A 21,452-nucleotide genomic window follows, 5' to 3' on the forward strand; every position below is an offset into this window, starting at 1 on the left:
ACAACCTGCCAGTGGCCGCCCGACATCACCGGGCGGCCCGCCAACAAGGAAACGCATCATGAGCAAGGAATGGCCTCTCTGGGAAGTCTTCATCCGCAGCCAGCACGGTCTGGCCCATAAACACGTCGGCAGCCTGCATGCCCCCGATGGCGAGATGGCCATCAACAACGCGCGCGACGTCTACACCCGCCGCAACGAAGGCGTGGGCATCTGGGTGGTGCGTGCCGCCGACATCGTCTCCTCCAGCCCCGGCGACAAGGCCCCGCTGTTCGAACCGGCCAACAGCAAGGTGTATCGCCACCCGACATTCTTCCCCATGCCGGCCGAACTGAAGAACCTGTAAGAGGCGCGCACCATGACCCACAAAACCGATTACGTGCGACGCCTGGGCGACAACGTCCTGGTGCTCTCGCAACGCCTCTCCGAATGGTGTGGCAAGGGCCCGGCCCTGGAAGAAGACATGGCCTTGATCAACGTCTCGCTGGACCTGATCGGCCAGGCGCGCCTGTGGCTGGCCTACGCCGCTGAACTGGAAGGTGCAGGACGCAACGAAGACCAGCTGGCCTTCCTGCGCGATGCCCATCAGTTCCACAACCTGCTGCTGGTGGAGCTGCCCAATGCCAGCTATGCCGATACGCTGGCACGCCAGTTCCTCTTCGACGTGTGGCATTACTTCCTGCTTGAAGGCCTGTGCGACAGCAGCGATGCACGCATCGCCGAGATCGCGCAGAAGTGCTTCAAGGAAGTCACCTATCACGTACGCCGCAGCACCGACCTGATGATCCGCCTGGGCGATGGCAGCGAAGAAAGCCATCACCGCATGCAGGACGCCATCGATGCGCTGTGGATGTACACCGGCGAACTGTTCACCACCGACGCGCTGGACCAGGCCATGCAGGCCGATGGCATCGCACCGGATCTCGCAGAACTGCAGCAGAAGTGGCAGCAGCACGTCACCGAGGTGATGCGCGAAGCCACACTGCAACTGCCAGCGTCCGGACTGTGGATGCAGAGCGGCGGCAAGCAGGGACGGCATACCGAACACCTGGGCTACCTGCTGGCGGAGATGCAGTTCCTGCAGCGCACCTATCCGGGAGCGAGCTGGTGAACGAGCTGGCCTCCCGCGCGCAGACGCTGCAGGCGAGCATCTGGGAATGGCTGGAGGCCATTCCCGATCCGGAGATTCCGGTCATCTCGGTGGTGGACCTGGGCATCGTGCGCGCCGTCGAGGTTTCCGATGACGATGCCGAGGCAGCACGCTGCACCGTGGTCATCACCCCGACCTACTCCGGCTGCCCGGCCATGGGCGTGATCGCGCAGGACATCAGCACGGCACTCAAGCAGCACGGACTGGCCGAGGTGGCCATCCGCACGCAGCTGGCACCGGCCTGGAACACCGACTGGATGAGCGAGAAAGGCCGCCGCAACCTGCAGCAATACGGCATCGCGCCCCCGGCGCAGCAGGTGGTCGACATTCGCGGCATCAGTATCCGGCGACAGGCAACACCGCAGGTGCAATGCCCGCATTGCGGTTCGATGCAGACGGTCTGCGTGAGCCAGTTCGGCTCCACCTCCTGCAAGGCGCTGTACCAGTGCAAGGACTGCCGCGAGCCGTTCGATTACTTCAAGGCGCATTGAGCCGCGCTCAATGTCCCAGAACAAAGGCACAAGATCATGAGCAAATTCTATCCACTGACCATCTCGGGCGTGAAACAGGAAACGCGCGACACCATCGTGGTCTCCTTCGCCGTCCCGCCCGAATTGCAGGACACGTTTTCCTACCAGCAAGGCCAGCACCTGACGCTGCGCTCGCACATCGAGGGCGAGGAATTGCGCCGCTCCTATTCGATCTGCGCGGCCACCCAGGAAAAGCAGTTGCGCGTGGCCATCAAGCGCGTACCGGGCGGGCTGTTCTCGAACTGGGCCAATGAATCCTTTGTCCCGGGACAAAGCATCGAAGTGATGCCGCCCATGGGCCACTTCAACGTCCCGCTGGATGCGGCCAACCGCAAGCACTACCTGGCCTTTGCGGCGGGCAGCGGCATCACGCCGATGATCTCCATCATCAAGACCACCCTGCTGGCCGAGCCGCACAGCCGTTTCACTTTGGTCTATGCAAATCGCGCTTCCTCCTCGGTGATCTTCAAGGAAGAGATCACCGACCTCAAGGATGCCTACCTCGAACGCCTCAACGTGATCTGGGTGATGAGCCGCGAACAGCAGGACGTGGAATTGTTCAACGGCCGCATCGACCGCAGCAAGTGCGATGCCTTCTTCGCCTCCTGGATCGATCTCAAGGACGTGGACGCCGCCTTCCTGTGCGGCCCGGAAGAAATGGTGCAGGCCGTCTCCGATTCGCTGCAGGCGCATGGCCTGCCCAAGACACAGATCAAGACCGAATTGTTCGCCGCCAGCGCGCCCACGCGTTCGCATGCTTCGCGCCCGGTCGTCGGCAAGAAGGAATGCGAAGTCACGGTGATCGTCGACGGTTATCACAACGTCTTCACCATGGACAAGGAAAAGGAATCCGTGCTCGACGCAGGCCTGAAGCACGGCATCGACCTGCGCTACTCCTGCAAGGGCGGCGTGTGCGCCACCTGCCGCTGCAAGGTGGTCGAGGGCAAGGTCGACATGGATGCCAACTACGCGCTCGAAGACTACGAGATCGCGCGCGGCTTCGTCCTGAGCTGCCAGTCCTTCCCGGTCAGCGACAAGCTGCTGCTGGACTTCGACCAGGACAACTGAGCCAGCCACGCCCGCACGATGCGGCCCTCCCTTTGATCAGCCCCTGAACTTTCCTGAGCCCATGAGCGACTCCACCATCCTCTTCGAGAACCATGACGGCATCGCCGTCATCACCCTGAACCGCCCCGACAAGCTCAACAGCTTCACCGTGGCCATGCATCTGGAATTGCGCGAGGCCATCGCCACGCTGCAGGCCGACCCCAGCGTGCGGGTGCTGCTGCTCACCGGTGCCGGACGCGGTTTCTGCGCCGGCCAGGACCTGGGCGACCGCGCCGTCAAACCCGGTGACGGCGCCGTCGACCTGGGCGAATCCATCGACAAGTACTACGGTCCGCTGGTGAAGTCGCTGCGGGCGCTGCCCTTCCCGGTGATCTGCGCCGTCAATGGCGTGGCCGCCGGTGCGGGCGCCAACCTGCCGCTGGCCTGCGACATCGTGCTGGCCGCGCGTTCGGCCAGCTTCGTGGAAGTGTTCTGCAAGCTGGGATTGATCCCCGATACCGGCGGCACCTATTTCCTGCCGCGCCTGGTGGGCACGGCGCGCGCCATGGGCATGGCACTGCTGGGCGAGAAGATCAGCGCCGAGCAAGCCGAACGCTGGGGCCTGATCTGGAAGTGCGTGGACGACGACAAGCTCATGGAAGAAGCCTATGCCATGGCCACCCACTTCGCCCGCGCCCCGACCAAGGGCCTGGCCGCCACCAAGGCCACGCTGTATGCCAGCCCGGCCAATACGCTGCCCGAACAGCTGGACCTGGAACGCGACACCATGCGCGCCCTCGGCCACAGCCGCGACTACCGCGAAGGCGTGAGCGCCTTCCTGGAAAAGCGCGCGCCGCAATTCACGGGACAATGACATGAGCGCAGCAGAGTCTCCGCACGCCCTGCCCGCCACGGCCCGCGTCGCTGTCATCGGCAGCGGCACCATGGGCGCCGGCATTGCGCAGGTGGCGGCAGTCGCCGGCCATCCGGTGCAGCTCTACGACAGCCGCGACGGTGCCGCGGCCAAGGCCATCGCCGACATCCGCGCCAGCCTCGACAAGCTGGCCAACAAGGGCAAGATCACGCACGAACAGGCGCAAGGCGCGAGCGACCGGCTGTCGGTAGCGCACGCGCTGCAGGAAATGCGCGATGCGCGCCTGGTGGTGGAAGCCATCGTCGAACAGCTGGCGGCCAAGCAGGAACTGTTCGGCAAGCTGGAAGCCATCGTCGATGCGCAGTGCATCCTGGCCAGCAATACCTCCTCGATCTCGATCACCCAGATCGCAGCCACGCTGCGCCATCCCGAACGTCTGGCCGGCATGCATTTCTTCAACCCGGTGCCGATGATGGCGCTGGTGGAAATCATCCGCGGCGTATGCAGCGATGCCACCGTGGTGCAGTGCCTGCATGACACCGCGCTGGCCTGGGGCAAGGTGCCGGTGGTGGCCGCCTCGACACCGGGCTTCATCGTCAACCGGCTGGCGCGTCCCTATTACGCCGAGGCCTTGCGCGTGCTCAACGAGCGCGGTGCGCAGCCCGCTACCATCGACGCCATCCTGCGCGAGTCCGGCGGTTTCCGCATGGGGGCGTTCGAACTGATGGACCTGATCGGGCATGACGTCAATTTCGCCGTCACGCAATCGGTATTCCAGGCGTATTTCAATGATCCGCGTTTCACGCCTTCGCTGATCCAGCAGGAACTGGTGTACGCCGGCTTCCTCGGGCGCAAGAGCGGACGCGGTTTCTATCGCTATGGCGAGGCACCGGAAACGCCACAGCCAGTCACCGTCCCGGCATTCGACACGCCCACGGTACCGCTGCAATTGTTCGGTACGCATCCGCTGGTGGAAGTGATCCGCGCGCGCTATCAGGGCCGCGTGGAGTACTGCGAGGCGCGCGCCGACCAGCTGCTGATGAAGGCCGGCCCCGGCCGCCTCTACATGACCGGCGGCCGCACCGCGACCCAGCAATCCTACGACTACAACATGCCCGACGTGGTGCTGGTGGACCTGGCACTGGACTATGCCACGGCCCCGCGCCTGGCCCTGACCCGCGCCGACCAGTGCCGCGACCGTGCCTGGGAGGCGGTGGCGGGCGTGCTGCAACACTGCGGCTTTGCCCTCTCGCCGCTGCAGGACGTGCCGGGCATGGTGGTCATGCGCACCGTCTGCATGCTCATCAACGAAGCGGCGGACGCCGTCAGCCAGGGCGTGTGCAGCAAGCAGGACGCCGACCTGGCCATGCAGAAGGGCGTCAACTATCCGCGCGGCCCGCTGGCCTGGGCCGATGCCATCGGCGTCGACACCGTCGCCAATGTACTGCGCCAGCTCAGTGCCACCTATGGCGAAGACCGCTACCGCGTCTCGCCCCTGCTCCAACGACTGCAAGCATCCGGGAGGAAATTCCATGAGTGAAACCGCATTGTCATTCCCATCTGCCGAGATGGATCCGCAAGCCCTGGCCGAGGCCACGGTACAAGCCATGTTCCCGCGCGACAACGCCTCCCAGGCGCTGGGCATGAGGATCCTGGAAGTCGCGCCCGGCCGCGCGCGCATGAGCATGCTGGTGCGCAGCGACATGCTCAATGGCCACGCCACCTGCCACGGCGGTTTCATCTTCGCGCTGGCCGACAGCAGCTTTGCATTTGCCTGCAACAGCCGTAATCTCAACACCGTGGCATCGGGGTGCAGCATCGAATACGTGGCACCGGCCCTGCGCAATGACGTCCTGACCGCCGAGGCACAGGAACGCACGCTGGCCGGCCGCACCGGGGTCTACGACATCACCGTGAGCAACCAGGACGGCAAGATCATCGCGCTGTTCCGGGGCAAGTCCTATCGCATCAAGGGCGAGGTGATCAGCGGACTGCCAGCGGCGCAGCAAGGCCACGCATAAAAGAACACCAATACCAACAGAGACAGGAGACCACCATGACCACCCGCACTCCACAACCCGGCGATCTGGAACCCATCGAAACCGCCAGCCGCGACGAACTGCAGGCGCTGCAGCTGCAACGCCTGAAATGGTCCTTGCAGCACGCCTATGACAACGTGGCGCACTACCGCAATGCCTTCGACCAGGCCGGCGTGCATCCGGACGATCTCAAGAGCCTGTCGGATCTGTCCAAATTTCCCTTCACCACCAAGCAGGACCTGCGCGACCACTATCCCTTCGGCATGTTTGCCGTACCGCGCGAACAGGTGGTGCGGGTGCACGCTTCCAGCGGCACCACCGGCAAGCCGACCGTGGTGGGCTATACGCAGAACGACATCGATACCTGGGCTACCGTGGTGGCGCGCTCCATTCGCGCCGCCGGCGGCCGGCGTGGCGACATCGTGCAGATTTCCTATGGCTATGGCCTCTTCACCGGCGGCCTGGGCGCGCACTATGGTGCGGAAAAATTGGGCTGCACCGTCATCCCCATGTCAGGCGGCCAGACCGAGAAGCAGGTGCAGCTCATTCGTGATTTCAAACCCAGCATCATCATGGTCACGCCCTCCTACATGCTCAACGTGATCGAAGAATTCCAGCGCCAGGGACTGGATGCGGCGGCCAGCTCGCTGAAGGTCGGCATCTTCGGCGCCGAGCCCTGGACCGATGCCATGCGCCGCGAGATCCAGCAGCGCGCCGGCATCGATGCAGTGGACATCTACGGCCTCTCCGAAGTGATGGGGCCGGGCGTGGCCAGCGAATGCATCGAGAGCAAGGATGGCCCGGTGATCTGGGAAGACCATTTCTATCCCGAGATCATCGACCCGGATACCGGCGAAGTGCTGCCCGATGGCTCTGAAGGCGAACTGGTCTTTACCTCGCTGACCAAGGAAGCGCTGCCGATGATCCGCTACCGTACCCGCGACCTCACGCGCCTGTTGCCGCCGACCTCGCGCGCGATGCGCCGCATCGGCAAGATCACCGGACGCTCGGACGACATGCTCATCATCCGTGGCGTGAACGTGTTCCCGACCCAGATCGAGGAACTGATCCTGAAGCTGCCGCAACTGGCCCCGCAATACCAGCTGCAGATCGAACGCCACGGCCACATGGACAGCATGTGCGTCTTCGCCGAGCTGCGCGAAGATGCCTCCAACGAACACGTGGAGGCGCTGGAGAAGGAACTGCAGCACAGCATCAAGACCTATGTCGGCATTTCGACCAAGGTGACGGTGGTGCCGGCCGGCATGATCGAGCGCACTTCGGTGGGCAAGGCCAAACGCGTGATCGACCATCGCAAGAAGGCGGAAGCCGCCGCCACCTCGGCCGTTCCGGCCTGATGCCCGGCCCTGCAACCCTTGATCCAGGAAGAAAAAAACTTATGGAAGCATTGATCTGTGACGCCATCCGCACGCCCTTCGGCCGCTATGGCGGTGCATTGGGCGCAGTGCGCGCCGATGACCTGGCGGCCGCGCCCATTCGCAGCCTGATGGAGCGCAACCCCGGCGTGGACTGGCGCTGCGTCGACGACATCCTTTACGGCTGCGCCAACCAGGCCGGCGAAGACAACCGCAACGTGGCCCGCATGGCCGGTCTGCTGGCCGGCTTGCCCATCGAGGTGCCGGGCACCACCCTCAACCGCCTGTGCGGCTCCAGCCTCGATGCAGTGGGCATGGCTGCACGCGCCATCAAGTCGGGCGAGGTGCAGCTGATGATCGCCGGCGGCGTGGAGAGCATGACGCGCGCGCCCTTCGTGATGGGCAAGGCGGAATCGGCCTTCTCGCGCAGTGCCGCGATCTTCGATACCACCATCGGCTGGCGCTTCGTCAATCCGCTGATGAAGGCGCAGTACGGCATCGACTCGATGCCCGAGACGGCCGAAAACGTCGCCACCGATTTCAACATCAACCGGGCCGACCAGGATGCCTTTGCGCTGCGCAGCCAGCAGCGCTGGGCCGCAGCACAAGAGGCCGGTTTCTTCGCCGGCGAGATCGCACCGCTGGCCATCCCGCAGAAGAAGGGCGATCCGCTCATCGTCACCACCGACGAACATCCGCGCCCGGACACCACCCTGGCCACGCTGGCCAAACTGAAGGGCGTGGTGCGTCCCGATGGCACGGTCACGGCGGGCAATACCTCCGGCGTCAACGATGGCGCCTGCGCGCTGCTGCTGGCCTCACCCAAGGCGGCCGACCTGTATCGCCTGAAGCCGCGTGCGCGCGTGCTGGGCATGGCCACCGCCGGTGTCGCGCCGCGCATCATGGGCTTCGGCCCGGCCCCGGCAGCACGCAAGGTGCTGGCGCAAGTCGGCCTGACGCTGGCGCAGATGGACGTGATCGAACTCAACGAAGCCTTTGCCGCACAGGGACTGGCGGTGACGCGCGATCTGGGCTTGCCCGACGATGCCGCACACGTCAATCCGAATGGCGGTGCGATTGCCATCGGCCATCCGCTGGGGGCTTCCGGCGCGCGGCTGGTGACCACCGCCCTCAACCAGCTGGAGCGCACCGGTGGCCGGTATGCGCTGTGCACCATGTGCATCGGCGTGGGCCAGGGCATCGCGCTGGTGATCGAACGGGTGTGAGCCCATGAGACTGGCCCGTGCGCGCATGTTTGCTCGCTTGCAACATGCCGCGCACGGCAGCAGCACTTCACGAAGCTGACATCGGGATCGGGTAAAATGCCCGGCCACGGCAGGCCTTTGCCGAGCTCCGGAGCTCGCCGCCCTGCCCCCGAATCCACCCCGCCGGCCTGCGCGCCGGCCCTTCGCCAGTGCAGCATCATGAGCAAGCAAGCCAACAGCGCCCCCGGCCGCCAGCCGAACCGGGCCAAACCCGCCGCCGAGAGCGCCCCGCAGGCGCATGAGATCCGCCCCGGCCAATCCATCGAACTGCTCAAGGAACTCCACATCCTCACGCGCGACGGCAAGCTGAACCAGGACAGCCGCCGCAAACTGAAACAGGTCTACCACCTCTACCAGTTCATCGAACCGCTGCTGCAGGAAGTGCTGGACGATCATCCCGACGTGAGCCTGGTCGACCATGGCGCGGGCAAATCCTATCTCGGCTTCATCCTCTACGACCTGTTCTTCAAAAGCCTGCAAGGGGCACCGCGCATCTACGGCATCGAAACGCGCGAAGAGCTGGTGCGCAAGTCCGAAGAACTGGCCGCACGCCTGGGCTTCGGCGGCATGTCCTTCCTGAACCTGTCGGTGGCCGATTCCATCACCTCGCCCAGCCTGCCGGAAAAGATTGACGTCGTCACCGCCCTGCACGCCTGCGATACCGCCACCGATGACGCCATCCATTTCGCGCTGGCCAAACAGGCGCGCTTCATCGTGCTGGTGCCGTGCTGCCAGGCCGAAGTGGCCTCGGTGCTCAATCGCAACAAGGGCAAGTCGCTTGCCAATTCGCTAACCGAGATCTGGCGCCATCCGCTGCACACGCGCGAATTCGGCAGCCAGGTCACCAACGTGCTGCGTTGCCTGCAGCTGGAAGCGCATGGCTACAAGGTCAGCGTGACCGAGCTGGTGGGCTGGGAACATTCGATGAAGAATGAGTTGATCATTGCGCAATACCGCGACCTGCCGCGCCGCCGTCCGGCCGAGCGCCTGCAGGAAGTGCTGCGCACGCTGGGTCTGGAAGAGATGGGCGAGCGCTTCTTCGCGCCCCTGGCCGCCTGAGGCGGCGCCAGCAGGCAAGCGGACGGGAACGCTTCTTGCTGGACAGTAATGACAGCGGGACGGGCTTCATTTGCCGCCGTCCCTGCCGATAACGTCGGATCGGATCACGGCAATCGCAATACAGGCAGTCAGGCCGCACGCGCGACATCGCGGCCGCAGGGAGACCGGGCAACCGGATTGGGCAAGGGGCCGGCCGGACGCCGGAAAATGCAGATGAGCACATGAAAGCCACCATCGATATGGAATCGCTGATTGCCGACAACGAGCAACTGAGGAGCGAGCTGCAGGAGCTGCTGCAGCAGGCGCACATCAACCAGTCCATCATCGAACGCCATCAGGCCTTCGACCTGAAACTGATCGGCGCCAGCGAATTCCGCGAACTGATTGACGTCATCCTGACCGTGATGCCCGGCGTGTTCAGCCTGGAGACGGTGACGCTGTCCCTGATCGATGGCGACTACGCGATCCAGCGCATCCTGCGCGACCTGCAGATCGGCGTGAACGAATTCCCCAAGCTGCTGTTCCTGAAGGCCCCGCTGCACTTCATCGACGAGGATGGCCCGCTGGACGACGAAAAACCGCGCCTGGGCCAGTACGTGCCGGCGCTGCACGGCGCGCTGTTCCCGCATTACCAGCCGGTGAGCGTGGCGGTGCTGCCGCTGGTGCGCCAGCACCGGCTGCTGGGCTACCTGTCGCTGGGGAGCGCCTATGCCGAGCGCTTCACCCGCAGCCTGGCCACCGACTTCATCCAGCGCCTGGCCACCGTGGCGGCCATCTGCCTGGAAAACGTCATCAACAACGAACGCCTCAAGCACATCGGCCTCACCGATCCGCTGACCGGCGTGAACAACCGCCGCTACATCGAGCAGCGCATGCAGGAAGAAGTGGCACGCAGCCAGCGTGACCGCTCGGCACTGTCTTGCCTGTTCATCGACATCGACCATTTCAAGCGCGTCAACGACCAGTTCGGCCACCAGAGCGGCGACGATGTGCTGCGAGAAGTGGCCGCGCGCATCAAGAAGGAACTGCGCCTGTCGGATGCGCTGGGCCGCTTCGGCGGGGAAGAGTTCGTGGTCCTGCTCACGCACGCCACGCGGGACGACGCCGCACGTATCGCCGAGCGTATCCGCGCCGGCATCTGCAGCCGTGGCGTGATGATTGAAGGCTCGCGCGATCCGCTGCGCATCAGCGCCTCGATCGGCGCGGCCTCGCTGTCACCACCCGACCGCAGCCGTCCCGCCGCCGAGGTCAAGCAGGCCATGCTCAAGGCCGCCGACCAGGCGCTCTACCAGGCCAAGGAAGCCGGCCGCAACCGGGTCATGCTGGCACCGGCCGAATGAGCGACTGATCAGGCCGGCTGCGCCGCTACCCGGCGATCGCGCACGATCCACGGGGCGGCGATGATGAGTACGCCGCCGATCAGATCCTGCGGCCGCAGCTCGGCCGCGCCCAGCATCCAGGCCGAGAAGGTCGCGACCAGGATTTCGGCCAGCATGATGACGGCCGCGATGTTGGCCGGCAAGCGCGCCACGCCATATTGCAGGCTCAGGTTCGACACCAGGAACAGTACCGCCCACAACGCCACCACCGGCGCGGCCGCCACCGGCAGGGGCAGCGGCCAGGCCACCACCCCGGCCGTCGACAGCACCACGCCCAGCAGGCTGGCAAAGACGCCGCTCCCCACCAGCATCGCCACCGCCCGCGTGCCATCGGAGAAGCCATGCAGGCGGCGCAACAGCACGTTGGTCACCGCAAACAGCAAGCCCGAGGCCACCGCCATCCAGTCCGGCAGGCTCTGCGGCAGCGGCAGGCCCAGCCGCGGCTGGTACAGCACGATGAAGGCGCCCCCCAATCCCAGGGCCACGCGCGCCAGCGAGCGCGGGGTGATGGCCTCGTGCAGCACCAGGCGCGCCAGGATCACGGTCCACACCGGCATCAGGTAGAACAGCAGGATCACCCGCACCACGTCGCCATAGGCCACCGCCATGTTGAAGGAGGCATTGGTCAGCCCCGTGGCCAGCCCCACGCCCAGCAGGGCCGGATGGCGCCACAGCAGCGGCAGTTCGCGATGGCGCAGGGTCAGCAGCAAGAGCGCACAGCCGCTGAAGATGGCGGCCGTGGCCCAGACCGGATGCAGGCCCATGCCTTCCAGCGCGCGCGTGCCGGTCCAGGACAGGCCCCAGATGAAGGTGTTGAGCAGCAAGGCGGCGACGGCGGATTTGGGAAGGGAGTGCATGTCGTGTTCAGGAGGAGGCGCGTCAGTCAATCCGGGAGGCAAGCCAATGTACGTGCGCAGTGGCAGACGGTGGTTGGCCGGCGCTGATAGCGGGTATTAATCCAGGCTTAATGCTCCCAGCAAGGAGCATTAACAAAATCAAAATGCCGTTCAGTGCAGCACTGAACGGCATTCAATTGCAGCACGGCCGCAGCCGGACGATCAGCTGCGCTTGGCCTCGGCCTGCAGGCGTTCGTACTTGTCCATCAACTGCTCGCGGCTTTCGCGCCAGGCCGGATTGAAGGGGATGCAGGCCACCGGGCAGACCTGCTGGCACTGCGGCTCCTCGAAATGGCCCACGCATTCAGTACATTTGTCCGGATCGATCTCATAGATCTGCGGCCCCATGTAGATGGCCTCGTTGGGGCATTCCGGTTCGCAGACGTCGCAGTTGATGCAATCGTCGGTAATCATCAGTGCCATTGCCGCACCTCGCTTGCTTGAAACATCATTGCACTACCTTTTGCTTGCCTGTTGCCTGGCTTGAATCCTGACCATCGCCGGCATCATTGCTTGGCGATCTTTTCCTTGAGCCACTTCTCTACCGAGGGGAACACGAACTTGGACACATCGCCGCCCAGCTGCGCAATCTCGCGCACGATGGTGCCGGAGATGAACTGGTACTGGTCGGACGGGGTCAGGAACAGCGTTTCCACGTCCGGCAGCAGGTAGCGGTTCATGCCGGCCATCTGGAATTCGTATTCGAAGTCCGAGACCGCGCGCAGGCCGCGCACGATGACGCGCGCATTGTTCTGGCGCACGAAATCCTTCAAGAGGCCCGAGAAGCTCTCCACCTGCACATTGGGATAATGCCCCAGCACTTCGTTGGCAATCGACAGGCGCTCTTCGAGCGAAAAGAAGGGCTTCTTGTTCTTGCTGTCGGCTACGCCCACGACCAGCTTGTCGAACAATCCGGAAGCGCGGCGGACCAGGTCCTCATGACCGCGCGTCAACGGATCGAATGTCCCCGGATATACAGCTGTGACCATGGTGTCTCCTCTCCGGCTATTGAATCAGAAGGCGCATTATGCCTCAATTTGGGTGCCGCTTTTGCGTTGCAATAAATGATAGAAGACCATGCCGGCCTTGTCGGCGCGGACCACTTCCCAGTCCTGCATCCATTCGGGGGCCTGCTCGCCGTCGAGCGGATATTCGGCTTCGGCATAGACCAGTCCGGAGGGCGTGAGCAAAGGCATGCAGGCTGGCAACACTTTTTCCAGCCAGCCCTGGTGATACGGCGGATCGATGAAGACCAGGCCGTAGCCCGCGGGCTCGCGCTGGGCCGCGCTCTGCACGGCGGCCAGGGCGTCGCCACGGACGATGGCCAGCTTGTCGGCCTTGAGCTTGTCGCGGTTGGCTTCCAGCTGGCGCACGGCCGGGCTGCTGTTTTCCACCATCACCACGCGGCGCGCGCCACGGCTGGCGGCTTCGAAACCGAGGGCGCCGGAGCCGGCGAAGAGATCCAGGCAGGCCACTTGCTCCCAGGCGCCATCGATGAGATGGGTGATCCAGTTGAAGACGGTCTCGCGCACGCGGTCGGGCGTGGGACGCAGGCCTTCGGCGTCCAGCACCGGCAGCGGCGTGCGCTTCCACTGGCCGCCGATGATGCGCACCTGGTGCGGGCCACGGTTGACGGGCCGGGATGGCTTGCCGCCCTTGGAGGGCGCGCCATGGGAGGGGGGACTGCTCTTGCGCATGACTTTCCTTGCTGCTGACGGCGGGGCCGTTGACGGGATCGGTGGATCCCCTGATTCTCAAATGAACAAATGGACTAAACGATTTACCCGGCGATTTACTCGGCGGCTTCACCGACGATGACGGTGGACAATTCTTCCGGATGCACATGCTTGCGGAAGGCCGCACGCACATCCTGCACGCTCACCGCGCGGATGCGTTCGATCCAGTGGTCCAGGTAATCCAGCGGCAGGCCATAGAAGCCGATCACCGAGAGGTTCTCCAGCAGCTTGGCATTGCTGTCGATGCGCAGGGCGAAGCCACCGGCGAGGTTGTCCTTGGCGGCCTTCAGTTCGGCGGCGGTCGGGCCTTCCTGCAGGAATTTGTCCAGCGTGGCGCGGGTCACGCGCAGGGCTTCGGCGGTCTGCTCCTTCTTGGTCTGCAGGCCGATCTGGAACGGACCCGGCTGCGCCAGCGGCGAGAAATAACTGTAGACGCTGTAGCTGAGGCCACGCTTCTCGCGCACTTCATCGGTCAGGCGCGAGACGAAACCGCCGCCGCCCAGCACGTAGTTGCCCACCGTGAGCGCGAAGAAATCATTGTCGCCGCGCTGGATGGCCGGGGCGCCGATGAGGATGTGCGATTGCGAAGCCGGATGGGCGATGCGGCGCTCCACGCCCTTGGGCGCAGCCACTTGCGGCAGGGCCGGCAAGGCGCTGCCCTGCGGCAGTTCACGCGTGAGGGCGCTGGCGATGCTGCGCGCCTGCGCTTCGGTGATGTCGCCGATCAGGGCAATCACGGCGCGGTTGGCCACGTAGTGGGCGCGATGGAAGGCCAGCAGGTCCTCACGGGTGATGGCCTGCAGACTGGCTTCGCTGGCATCGACGGCATAGGGATGGCTGCCGTAGGCGGCTTCCATGAAGGCCTTCTCGGCGATGGTTTCGGGCTTGGTCAGTTCTTCCTTCAGATTGGCGATGGCCAGCGCACGGTCACGCTCCAGGCCCGCCTGCGGGAAGGCCGGATGGGCCAGCATGCGGCCCAGCAAACCCAGCGCGGCATCGCGCTCGGCGGGCGAGGACAGGCTGCGCAGGCTCACGCCGGCACGGTCCTGCCCGGCCCCGCCATGCTGCTGGGCGGCGACATCGGCAAAGCCGTCGAGGATCTGGGCTTCGGTGAGTGCCGGCGCGCCGTTGGCGGCCTCCACGCCGCGCGTGAGGCTGGCCACGGTCAGCTCGGCCAGGCCGGCCTTGGCGGCGGGATCACGGCGCTGGCCGGCATCGAACTGCACGCTCACATCCAGCATGGGAATGGAGTGATTGGCCACGAACAGCACGCGCGCGCCATCGGGCTGGGTCCAGGACTGGATGGCCAGGGCCGCCGAGGCGGGAGCGCTGCAGAGGAAGGCCAGCGGGAGCAGCAGGAGAGGAAGAATTTTTTTCATGGAAACGGAAATCGAAAGCGACGGGGCAAGCGTGATGTCAGGCGTTCTGTTCAGGTTCAGGTGCAGCGGCGGGCTGTCCGCCCAGCCACTGCAGGATGGGCTGCCACTGGTCGAGATCGCGCTGCACGCGCGAAGGCGCGATATCCCACAGGGTCAGGCCGTGCGCGGCCAGTTGCACGTAGTTCTGGGTATCGCGCAGATGGCCCAGCACCGGCAGCTTCAGGCCCTCGATGAAGCGCTGCAGCTGCTCGGCCGAGCGGGTGCGGGCATCAACCCGCATGCCGACGATGCCGACATCGATCTCGCCATCGCGTACCGCCTTTTCATTGGCCAGGCGGCGCAGGAAATCCTGGGTGGCCAGGATGTCGAAAATCGAGGGCTGCAGCGGCACCAGGATCTTGTCGGCCAGCTTGAGGGTATCGTTGAGACGCCAGCCATGCAGCCCGGCGGGCGTGTCCAGCACCACGTGGGTGCTGCCCTTGGGGGGCTTGGCGACGTAGTCCTCGTTGATGTCCCAGGTGCTGATGGGGCGCGCCTGCTCCGGACGGATCGACAGCCAGGCACGCGAAGACTGCTGGCGGTCGATGTCGCCCAGCATGACGGCATGGCCAAGGCTGGCGAAATAACCGGCCAGGTTGGTGGCCAGGGTGGTCTTGCCTACGCCTCCCTTGGGGTTGGCGACGACGATGACGGGCATGGTTTTCTCCGTAAAGAACAGAAGCCGATCGATCAGAAAAGGAAGAACTCAGCGACTTGGACATCCCATTAAGCCGTCGTTAATGCCGTTCGATACAGCATTCATCCCGGCTTAATGGTGCAAAAAACGTCAATCCTCAATGCAACAGGCCGGGCGGCGGCGCGGCGGGCTTCTTGCCGTTCAGCGGCAGCGGGACCAGCGTGGCGACCGTGAGCGTATCGTCCTTGAAGTATTTCTGGGCCACCGCCTGCACCTGGGCGGCGGTCACGCTTTTGAGGCGGTCGATGATGCGGTCGATGTTCTTCTGGCCCAGGCCGGTGGTTTCCATCATGCCGATCTCCATGGCCTGGCCGAAAACGGAATCGCGCTTGTAGACCTGCGAGGCGATCAGTTGCGTCTTGACGCGCTGCAGTTCCTGCTCCGAGACGCCTTCGCTGGCGATGCGCTGCACTTCGCCGCGCAGCAGGCCTTCCAGCTGTTCGGTGGAAACGCCGTTGGCCGGGCTGCCTTCCAGCGTGAACAGCACCGGGCCGCGTGCTACACCGCTGTAGCTGGCACCGACGGCAGTGGCCTGGCTGGCGGTGCGGATCAGGTTGGCCGTCAGGCGGGCATTGTCATAGCCATCCAGCACGGCGGAGAGCACGTCGAGGGCGTAGGCTTCCTGGTCGGCTTCCACATTGCGCAGGGCGGGCACCTTCCAGGCCATCACGACATAAGGATTTTCAGCCGGTGCCTTGACGGTGACGCGGCGCAAGCCCAGTTGCTCGGGCTCGTTCTGCGGCTTGCCCTGTGGCACGGGGTGGGACGGGATCTTGCCGAAATATTTTTTGGCCAGGGCCAGCACGCGCTGGGCATCGACGTCCCCGGCCACCACCAGGGTGGCGTTGTTGGGGGCGTACCACTGGCGATACCAGCCGGCGATGTCCTGCACCGTCATGTGCTGCAGGTCGTCCATCCAGCCGACCACGGGGTGGTGATAGGGGTGGGCGGTCCAGGCGGCGGCGTTCAGGGCTTCATTCAGCAGGCCCATGGGCTGGTCATCGGTGCGCCAGCGGCGTTCTTCCATGATGACGCGGATTTCCTTGGCGAATTCCTTGGCATCGAATTGCAGGTTGGCCATGCGGTCGGCTTCGAGCGCCATCACCTTTTCCAGATGGCTCTTTTCGATCTGCTGGAAGTAGGCGGTGAAGTCATTGGCGGTGAAGGCGTTTTCCTGCCCGCCCAGCTCGGCCACCAGGCGGCTGAATTCGCCGACCTTGTGGTTCTTGGTGCCCTTGAACATCATGTGTTCCAGCGCATGCGATACCCCGGTGGTGCCGTTGAGTTCATCGATGCTGCCGACCTTGTACCAGACCATCTGCACCGCCGTGGGGGCGCGCCGGTCTTCCTTGACGACCACTTTCATGCCGTTGGCCAGCACGAATTCGCGCGCCGGCTCGGCCCGCACCTGCGCCGCCGTAGCGGCCAGGAGGCTCAGCAGGGCGGTGGCCAGGAGGGCTCTGATCTTCGATTTCATGGGCTGTGCTCTGATAAAATGCAGGATTCATTGACCCTGGCGGCCATGCGCGGGTCTTGTGGAAGGGCAATTGTAACCTGTCCACTGCGGTTGTCAGGGCAGCCACGCGCCTGCCGTCCCGCCCTCCCCCGCCCCGGCCGCAGCTACCATCCAGCCTATCCGCCATCCGATGTTCAGTTTTTTCAAAAGAAAACCCAAACCGGAAGCGCAACCCGCGCTGCCGCCCCAGGCCGAACCGGCAGCCCAGCCGGCCCCGGTGGTTCCGCCCCCGACTGAATCCGTTGCTCCTGCTCCTGCCGCTCCCGCTGCGGTTCAGCCACCAGTTGCCGCGCCTGCACCGGTAGCACCGCCAGCCCCGACGCCGATCGCTGACCCGGAGCCTGTGCCCCAACCCTTGACTGCCCCGGCCGCCCCCCCGGAGCCGGTGGCCGCCATCGAAGAGTCCGCCGAAGAAGTCGAGATCGTCGCCGCGCCGGAACCGGCCCCAGAGGTCAAGCGCTCGTGGCTGTCGCGCCTGAAGGCCGGGCTGTCCAAGACCTCGAGCAACCTGACCACGCTGTTCGTGGGTGCGCGCATCGATGAAGACTTGTACGAGGAACTGGAATCGGCCCTGCTGGTATCGGACGCCGGCGTGGAAGCCACCCAGTGGCTGCTGGCCGAGCTGAAGAAAAAAGTCAAAAACGAGCGCCTGACCGAAGCCGCCCAGGTGCGCACCGCCCTGCGCACCCTGCTGATCGACCTGCTGCAGCCGCTGCAGCGCCCGCTGGTGCTGGGCCGCGACAAGCCGCTGGTGATGATGATTGCCGGCGTCAACGGTGCCGGCAAGACCACCACCATCGGCAAGCTGGCCCTGCATCTGCAGGCGCACGGCCAGTCGGTGCTGCTGGCCGCCGGCGACACCTTCCGCGCGGCCGCCCGCGAGCAGCTGGCAGTCTGGGGCGAGCGCAACAACGTCCAGGTGATCGCGCAGGAATCCGGCGATCCGGCCGCCGTCGCCTATGACTCGGTGCATTCGGCACAGGCGCGCGGCACCCATGTGGTGATGGTCGATACCGCCGGCCGCCTGCCGACGCAATTGCACCTGATGGATGAACTCAAGAAGATCAAGCGGGTCATTGCCAAGGCGATGAACTCGGCACCGCATGAAGTGCTGCTGGTCATCGACGGCAACACCGGCCAGAATGCGCTGGCCCAGGTCAAGGCCTTCGATGATGCGCTGGGGCTGACCGGCCTGGTGGTGACCAAGCTGGATGGCACCGCCAAGGGCGGCATCCTGGCCGCCATCGCCAAGACCCGCCCGGTGCCGCTGTACTTCATCGGCGTGGGCGAGAAGATCGAAGACCTGCAGCCGTTCAATGCCACCGAATTCGTCGATGCCCTCCTGAGTTGAACCGATGATTGAATTTACCCGGGTTTCCAAGCAATACGCGCGCGAGGTCTATGCCCTGCGCGACATTACGTTGTCGGTGAAGAAGGGCGAATTGATCTTTTTGGCCGGCCCTTCCGGTGCCGGCAAGTCCACGCTGCTGAAGATGATCGCGGCCATCGAGCGGCCCACTTCGGGCAAGCTCACCGTCAGCGGCACCGACATCGCGGGCTTGAAACCTTCCGGCCTGCCCTACCTGCGGCGCAACCTGGGGCTGATCTTCCAGCAGCAGAAGCTGTTGCTGGACCGCAATCTGCTGGCCAACGTGATGCTGCCGCTGATCGTGACCGGCTCTTCCCGCCCGGATGCGGAAAAGCGCGCCCGCGCCGCGCTCGACAAGGTCGACCTGCTGGAGAAGGCCATGTGCGAGCCGCTGGAACTGTCCGGCGGTGAGCAGCAGCGCGTGGCCATTGCACGCGCCATCGTCAACCGTCCGCAGATCATTCTGGCTGACGAGCCGACGGCCAATCTGGACCGGGCCAATGCCAACAAGGTGCTGGCCGCCTTGAAATCCTTCCACGGCGTGGGCGTGACCTGCCTGATCTCGACCCACGACGAAAATTTCCTCACCGGTGCCGACCGCATCATCTACCTGGACCGTGGCCGCATCGTCGATGGCTGGCACAACGGCGTGGCCAATCCCGTGGAGGTGTCGCCATGAACTGGCTCCGACAGCATTTCGCCGCCATTGCGGACGCCCTGCGCCACCTGCTGCGCTCGCCGGGCAATTTCCTGTTGAACGTGCTGGTGGTCTCGATTGCGCTGGCGCTGCCCTTTGCCGGCCTCTCGGCGCTGGAAAACGTGCGCCCGATCTCGGAGCAGATGTCGGTGGAGCCGGAGATCAGCATCTTCATGAAACCCGATGCCAGCCGCGAGGCCGCGCAGGCCGTGGGCAAGACCATCAGCCAGGTGTTGAAGGACAGCAACACCAATGGCAAGGTCGAGTTCATCCCGCGCGAGAAGGCCTTCGATGCGATGAAGAGCAAGACCGGCCTGGCCGATGTGCTCGCCACGCTGGGCAGCAATCCGCTGCCGGACAGCTACGTGGTGCGCCTGCCCGGCTTCGAGAACGCCATGAATGCCAGCCGGGTGGATGACATCGCCCAGCAGCTCAAGAAGCAGCCGGGCGTGGATACGGTGCAGATCGATTCCGAATGGGTCAAGCGCCTGGCGGCGCTGCTGCGCATCCTGCGGCTGGTGCTGCTGTTCCTGGGGATCACGCTGGGGGCGGTGGTGGTGGCGGTCGTTTTCAACACGATTCGCCTGCAGGTCATGACGCAGCGCGACGAAATCGAGGTCTCGCGGCTGTTCGGGGCGACCAATTCCTTCATCTATCGTCCGTTCTATTACACCGGCGCGCTGCTGGGCCTGTGTGCGGGCGCGGTGGCGCTGGGGCTGGTGGTGGCGGCGCAGCAGCCGCTCAATGAAGCCATCCTGGATTTCGCCCACCTGTATGCCTCGGAATTCCAGCTGGCCCTGCCCAGCCCCATGGCCATCGGCCTGCTGCTGGCCATCAGCGGCTTGTTGGGCTTGTTCGGGGCGATGCTGTCGGTGCGCAGGCAGTTGGCCAGGAAGGCTTGAGCGCCACCTCAGCCATCCGGTTCGCCTGGCCTGAAAGCCCGCTCATGCGGGCTTTCCTTTTTTGACAGGAACATTCACCTGATCCTGCTGCCCATACAATAAGAGCGGCGTCAGATCGTCTTCTACTTGAAGCCAAGTTCATTTGACCGGTTTACCACCCCCCCAGCACCGAAGCTTCCCAATGCAGGATGGCCATTTCCTGCGCCTTGCCCCTCACTTGGCGCGCTGCAAAAAAGTGTTACAAGTTTCTGGCCCCCTTTTGACCCCAATCGCAACTTTTGTCGCCCAAAGGCGACTAATATGAAGGGGAAGTAATGCAATGATTAGCTGAGCAGCAATAGTTCTTGGCTATCAACACCGCACCATCATGCAATTAGCACTCTTGGGTGACGAGTGCTAGAATACCTATTGAATTGCTCCAGTTTTATCGGAGCACTGCAGCAAACAGCGTCTGGCCACGTTGGCCGCGCCGGGGAAGTTGGCAACATTGCCCCCGGCAACCGAAGCATCCGCTTCCTACCGTTTCATACTGTTTCCGCAAAGGAACCAAGGAGAATCCATGAAAACTGCGTCTGCACACACTGCACTCATGCCTGCCGAGTCCAATGCACTCGCGCTGGGTTTTTCCGGCAGCCTGGGCAATATCGACGCGTATATCTCGGCAGTGAACCGCCTGCCCATGCTGACCCACGAAGAAGAGGTCAAGCTGGCGCGCGACCTGCGTGAAAAGAACGACCTGGGCGCCGCTCAGAAGATGGTGCTGTCGCACCTGCGCCTGGTGGTGTCGATTGCCCGTGGCTATCTCGGCTACGGCCTGCCGCACGCCGACCTGATCCAGGAAGGCAATATCGGCCTGATGAAGGCCGTCAAGCGCTTCGACCCGGCCCAGAACGTGCGTCTGGTGTCTTATGCCATGCACTGGATCAAGGCCGAGATCCACGAGTACATCCTGAAGAACTGGCGTCTCGTGAAGGTCGCGACCACCAAGGCCCAGCGCAAGCTGTTCTTCAACCTGCGCAGCCACAAGGAAGGCCTGGACGCGATGACGCCGGCCCAGGTCGAGGCCCTGGCCAAGACCCTGGACGTCAAGCGCGAAGAAGTGATCGAGATGGAAACCCGTCTGTCCGGTCGCGACATCGCCCTGGAGTCGCCCACCGATGATGAAGATGACAAGTTCGCCCCCATCGCCTACCTGTCCTCCGACAATTCGGAACCGACCCGCGTGATCGAAGCCAAGCAGTACGACCGCCTGCAATCCGAAGGCCTGGAAGCGGCCCTGTCCAAGCTGGATGACCGTTCGCGCCGCATCGTCGAAGCCCGCTGGCTGGCCAATGACGATGGCTCGGGTGCGACCCTGCATGAGCTGGCTGACGAGTTCGGCGTGTCGGCCGAGCGTATCCGCCAGATCGAAGCAGTCGCGCTGAAGAAGATGAAGACCTCGCTGCAGGCTTATTCCTGATCCGGATTTCATTCAGATCAGCAGCAATGAAAAAGGCACCCTCGGG

22 protein-coding genes are annotated in these 21,452 nt (G+C 64.4%); 15 read left to right on the top strand and 7 right to left on the bottom strand.

What is annotated here, in order from left to right:
* Window positions 1–58 precede the first annotated feature (58 nt).
* From paaB to MKD49_RS12765, 11 genes are all read left to right on the top strand, one after another.
* Window positions 59–343, top strand: a complete 285-nt coding sequence (gene paaB / locus MKD49_RS12715; RefSeq protein ID WP_008332574.1) for a 1,2-phenylacetyl-CoA epoxidase subunit PaaB — start codon at window positions 59–61, stop codon at window positions 341–343.
* 12 nt (window positions 344–355) lie between these two features.
* Window positions 356–1,108 (top strand): 1,2-phenylacetyl-CoA epoxidase subunit PaaC, encoded by a 753-nt coding sequence (gene paaC, locus MKD49_RS12720; RefSeq protein WP_252696472.1) that lies wholly within the window; start codon window positions 356–358, stop codon window positions 1,106–1,108.
* Entirely contained in the window at window positions 1,105–1,638 is a 534-nt protein-coding gene (gene paaD, locus MKD49_RS12725; protein ID WP_134136917.1) for a 1,2-phenylacetyl-CoA epoxidase subunit PaaD, read from the top strand. The genes paaC and paaD overlap by 4 nt, the downstream gene beginning before the upstream one ends.
* Before the next feature lie 36 nt (window positions 1,639–1,674).
* Window positions 1,675–2,745 carry a 1,2-phenylacetyl-CoA epoxidase subunit PaaE gene (paaE, locus tag MKD49_RS12730; protein WP_252696473.1) on the top strand — a complete coding sequence of 357 codons (1,071 nt, stop codon included), beginning with the start codon at window positions 1,675–1,677 and terminating at the stop codon, window positions 2,743–2,745.
* Window positions 2,746–2,806: 61 nt separating this feature from the next.
* Window positions 2,807–3,598 (top strand): 2-(1,2-epoxy-1,2-dihydrophenyl)acetyl-CoA isomerase PaaG, encoded by a 792-nt coding sequence (paaG, locus tag MKD49_RS12735; RefSeq protein ID WP_252696474.1) that lies wholly within the window; start codon window positions 2,807–2,809, stop codon window positions 3,596–3,598.
* Window position 3,599: 1 nt separating this feature from the next.
* Window positions 3,600–5,138, top strand: a complete 1,539-nt coding sequence (locus MKD49_RS12740) for a 3-hydroxyacyl-CoA dehydrogenase (RefSeq protein ID WP_252696475.1) — start codon at window positions 3,600–3,602, stop codon at window positions 5,136–5,138.
* A complete protein-coding gene (gene paaI, locus MKD49_RS12745) occupies window positions 5,131–5,619 on the top strand; it encodes a hydroxyphenylacetyl-CoA thioesterase PaaI (RefSeq protein WP_121040462.1) in 489 nt (162 codons plus the stop codon). Before MKD49_RS12740 ends, paaI begins: the two co-directional genes overlap by 8 nt.
* A gap of 35 nt (window positions 5,620–5,654) precedes the next feature.
* Window positions 5,655–6,995 (top strand): phenylacetate--CoA ligase PaaK, encoded by a 1,341-nt coding sequence (gene paaK / locus MKD49_RS12750; RefSeq protein WP_121040464.1) that lies wholly within the window; start codon window positions 5,655–5,657, stop codon window positions 6,993–6,995.
* A gap of 41 nt (window positions 6,996–7,036) precedes the next feature.
* Window positions 7,037–8,239, top strand: coding sequence for a 3-oxoadipyl-CoA thiolase (gene pcaF / locus MKD49_RS12755; protein ID WP_252696476.1), 1,203 nt, complete (start codon window positions 7,037–7,039; stop codon window positions 8,237–8,239).
* A gap of 198 nt (window positions 8,240–8,437) precedes the next feature.
* Window positions 8,438–9,337, top strand: a complete 900-nt coding sequence (locus tag MKD49_RS12760) for an SAM-dependent methyltransferase (RefSeq protein WP_209584558.1) — start codon at window positions 8,438–8,440, stop codon at window positions 9,335–9,337.
* A 221-nt stretch (window positions 9,338–9,558) separates the two neighbouring features.
* Complete coding sequence (locus MKD49_RS12765; protein WP_034330685.1) at window positions 9,559–10,677, top strand: sensor domain-containing diguanylate cyclase; 1,119 nt, start codon at window positions 9,559–9,561, stop codon at window positions 10,675–10,677.
* Between the two features lie 8 nt (window positions 10,678–10,685).
* Here MKD49_RS12765 and MKD49_RS12770 read toward each other — a convergent pair whose 3' ends face one another.
* The 7 genes from MKD49_RS12770 to MKD49_RS12800 all read right to left on the bottom strand — a co-directional run bounded on the left by MKD49_RS12770 (window position 10,686) and on the right by MKD49_RS12800 (window position 16,940).
* Window positions 10,686–11,573 carry a DMT family transporter gene (locus MKD49_RS12770; protein ID WP_252696477.1) on the bottom strand — a complete coding sequence of 296 codons (888 nt, stop codon included), beginning with the start codon at window positions 11,571–11,573 and terminating at the stop codon, window positions 10,686–10,688.
* A gap of 201 nt (window positions 11,574–11,774) precedes the next feature.
* Window positions 11,775–12,035, bottom strand: a complete 261-nt coding sequence (locus MKD49_RS12775; RefSeq protein WP_034330680.1) for a YfhL family 4Fe-4S dicluster ferredoxin — start codon at window positions 12,033–12,035, stop codon at window positions 11,775–11,777.
* An 83-nt stretch (window positions 12,036–12,118) separates the two neighbouring features.
* A complete protein-coding gene (gene coaD, locus MKD49_RS12780; RefSeq protein ID WP_006461533.1) occupies window positions 12,119–12,601 on the bottom strand; it encodes a pantetheine-phosphate adenylyltransferase in 483 nt (160 codons plus the stop codon).
* 36 nt (window positions 12,602–12,637) lie between these two features.
* Window positions 12,638–13,309: a 16S rRNA (guanine(966)-N(2))-methyltransferase RsmD gene (rsmD, locus tag MKD49_RS12785; protein WP_121040472.1), complete on the bottom strand. Its 672-nt coding sequence runs from the start codon at window positions 13,307–13,309 to the stop codon at window positions 12,638–12,640.
* Window positions 13,310–13,404: 95 nt separating this feature from the next.
* Complete coding sequence (locus MKD49_RS12790; RefSeq protein ID WP_134136930.1) at window positions 13,405–14,727, bottom strand: pitrilysin family protein; 1,323 nt, start codon at window positions 14,725–14,727, stop codon at window positions 13,405–13,407.
* Between the two features lie 37 nt (window positions 14,728–14,764).
* The gene (locus tag MKD49_RS12795) at window positions 14,765–15,424 is read right to left on the bottom strand and encodes a ParA family protein (protein ID WP_121040476.1); all 660 of its coding nucleotides are present in this window, start codon (window positions 15,422–15,424) and stop codon (window positions 14,765–14,767) included.
* A gap of 136 nt (window positions 15,425–15,560) precedes the next feature.
* Entirely contained in the window at window positions 15,561–16,940 is a 1,380-nt protein-coding gene (locus MKD49_RS12800) for a pitrilysin family protein (protein ID WP_252696478.1), read from the bottom strand.
* A gap of 169 nt (window positions 16,941–17,109) precedes the next feature.
* On the opposite strand from MKD49_RS12800, the gene ftsY reads away from it, so the two are divergent.
* The 4 genes from ftsY (at window position 17,110) to rpoH (ending at window position 21,406) form a co-directional block, all read left to right on the top strand.
* Window positions 17,110–18,330, top strand: a complete 1,221-nt coding sequence (ftsY, locus tag MKD49_RS12805) for a signal recognition particle-docking protein FtsY (protein WP_121040480.1) — start codon at window positions 17,110–17,112, stop codon at window positions 18,328–18,330.
* 4 nt (window positions 18,331–18,334) lie between these two features.
* A complete protein-coding gene (locus tag MKD49_RS12810) occupies window positions 18,335–19,027 on the top strand; it encodes a cell division ATP-binding protein FtsE (RefSeq protein ID WP_121040482.1) in 693 nt (230 codons plus the stop codon).
* A complete protein-coding gene (gene ftsX, locus MKD49_RS12815; protein WP_034330663.1) occupies window positions 19,024–19,947 on the top strand; it encodes a permease-like cell division protein FtsX in 924 nt (307 codons plus the stop codon). Before MKD49_RS12810 ends, ftsX begins: the two co-directional genes overlap by 4 nt.
* A 559-nt stretch (window positions 19,948–20,506) precedes the next feature.
* Window positions 20,507–21,406 (top strand): RNA polymerase sigma factor RpoH, encoded by a 900-nt coding sequence (gene rpoH / locus MKD49_RS12820; protein ID WP_134223498.1) that lies wholly within the window; start codon window positions 20,507–20,509, stop codon window positions 21,404–21,406.
* The last annotated feature ends 46 nt before the right edge of the window (window positions 21,407–21,452 follow it).

The organism is Herbaspirillum sp. WGmk3 (genome assembly GCF_023952535.1).
GTDB classification, from domain to species: Bacteria; Pseudomonadota; Gammaproteobacteria; order Burkholderiales; family Burkholderiaceae_D; genus Herbaspirillum; species Herbaspirillum huttiense.

Excerpts from the sequence above, each read along its gene's own strand:
- paaK (WP_121040464.1), top strand. The coding sequence starts at position 5,655 with ATGACCACCCGCACTCCACAACCCGGCGATCTGGAACCCATCGAAACC.
- ftsY (WP_121040480.1), top strand. The coding sequence starts at position 17,110 with ATGTTCAGTTTTTTCAAAAGAAAACCCAAACCGGAAGCGCAACCCGCG.
- MKD49_RS12800 (WP_252696478.1), bottom strand. The coding sequence starts at position 16,940 with ATGAAATCGAAGATCAGAGCCCTCCTGGCCACCGCCCTGCTGAGCCTC.
- paaE (WP_252696473.1), top strand. The coding sequence starts at position 1,675 with ATGAGCAAATTCTATCCACTGACCATCTCGGGCGTGAAACAGGAAACG.
- MKD49_RS12770 (WP_252696477.1), bottom strand. The coding sequence starts at position 11,573 with ATGCACTCCCTTCCCAAATCCGCCGTCGCCGCCTTGCTGCTCAACACC.
- paaB (WP_008332574.1), top strand. The coding sequence starts at position 59 with ATGAGCAAGGAATGGCCTCTCTGGGAAGTCTTCATCCGCAGCCAGCAC.
- MKD49_RS12760 (WP_209584558.1), top strand. The coding sequence starts at position 8,438 with ATGAGCAAGCAAGCCAACAGCGCCCCCGGCCGCCAGCCGAACCGGGCC.
- MKD49_RS12790 (WP_134136930.1), bottom strand. The coding sequence starts at position 14,727 with ATGAAAAAAATTCTTCCTCTCCTGCTGCTCCCGCTGGCCTTCCTCTGC.
- MKD49_RS12740 (WP_252696475.1), top strand. The coding sequence starts at position 3,600 with ATGAGCGCAGCAGAGTCTCCGCACGCCCTGCCCGCCACGGCCCGCGTC.
- ftsX (WP_034330663.1), top strand. The coding sequence starts at position 19,024 with ATGAACTGGCTCCGACAGCATTTCGCCGCCATTGCGGACGCCCTGCGC.
- rpoH (WP_134223498.1), top strand. The coding sequence starts at position 20,507 with ATGAAAACTGCGTCTGCACACACTGCACTCATGCCTGCCGAGTCCAAT.
- MKD49_RS12775 (WP_034330680.1), bottom strand. The coding sequence starts at position 12,035 with ATGGCACTGATGATTACCGACGATTGCATCAACTGCGACGTCTGCGAA.
- paaC (WP_252696472.1), top strand. The coding sequence starts at position 356 with ATGACCCACAAAACCGATTACGTGCGACGCCTGGGCGACAACGTCCTG.
- pcaF (WP_252696476.1), top strand. The coding sequence starts at position 7,037 with ATGGAAGCATTGATCTGTGACGCCATCCGCACGCCCTTCGGCCGCTAT.
- MKD49_RS12810 (WP_121040482.1), top strand. The coding sequence starts at position 18,335 with ATGATTGAATTTACCCGGGTTTCCAAGCAATACGCGCGCGAGGTCTAT.
- coaD (WP_006461533.1), bottom strand. The coding sequence starts at position 12,601 with ATGGTCACAGCTGTATATCCGGGGACATTCGATCCGTTGACGCGCGGT.
- paaG (WP_252696474.1), top strand. The coding sequence starts at position 2,807 with ATGAGCGACTCCACCATCCTCTTCGAGAACCATGACGGCATCGCCGTC.
- MKD49_RS12795 (WP_121040476.1), bottom strand. The coding sequence starts at position 15,424 with ATGCCCGTCATCGTCGTCGCCAACCCCAAGGGAGGCGTAGGCAAGACC.
- paaI (WP_121040462.1), top strand. The coding sequence starts at position 5,131 with ATGAGTGAAACCGCATTGTCATTCCCATCTGCCGAGATGGATCCGCAA.
- MKD49_RS12765 (WP_034330685.1), top strand. The coding sequence starts at position 9,559 with ATGAAAGCCACCATCGATATGGAATCGCTGATTGCCGACAACGAGCAA.
- rsmD (WP_121040472.1), bottom strand. The coding sequence starts at position 13,309 with ATGCGCAAGAGCAGTCCCCCCTCCCATGGCGCGCCCTCCAAGGGCGGC.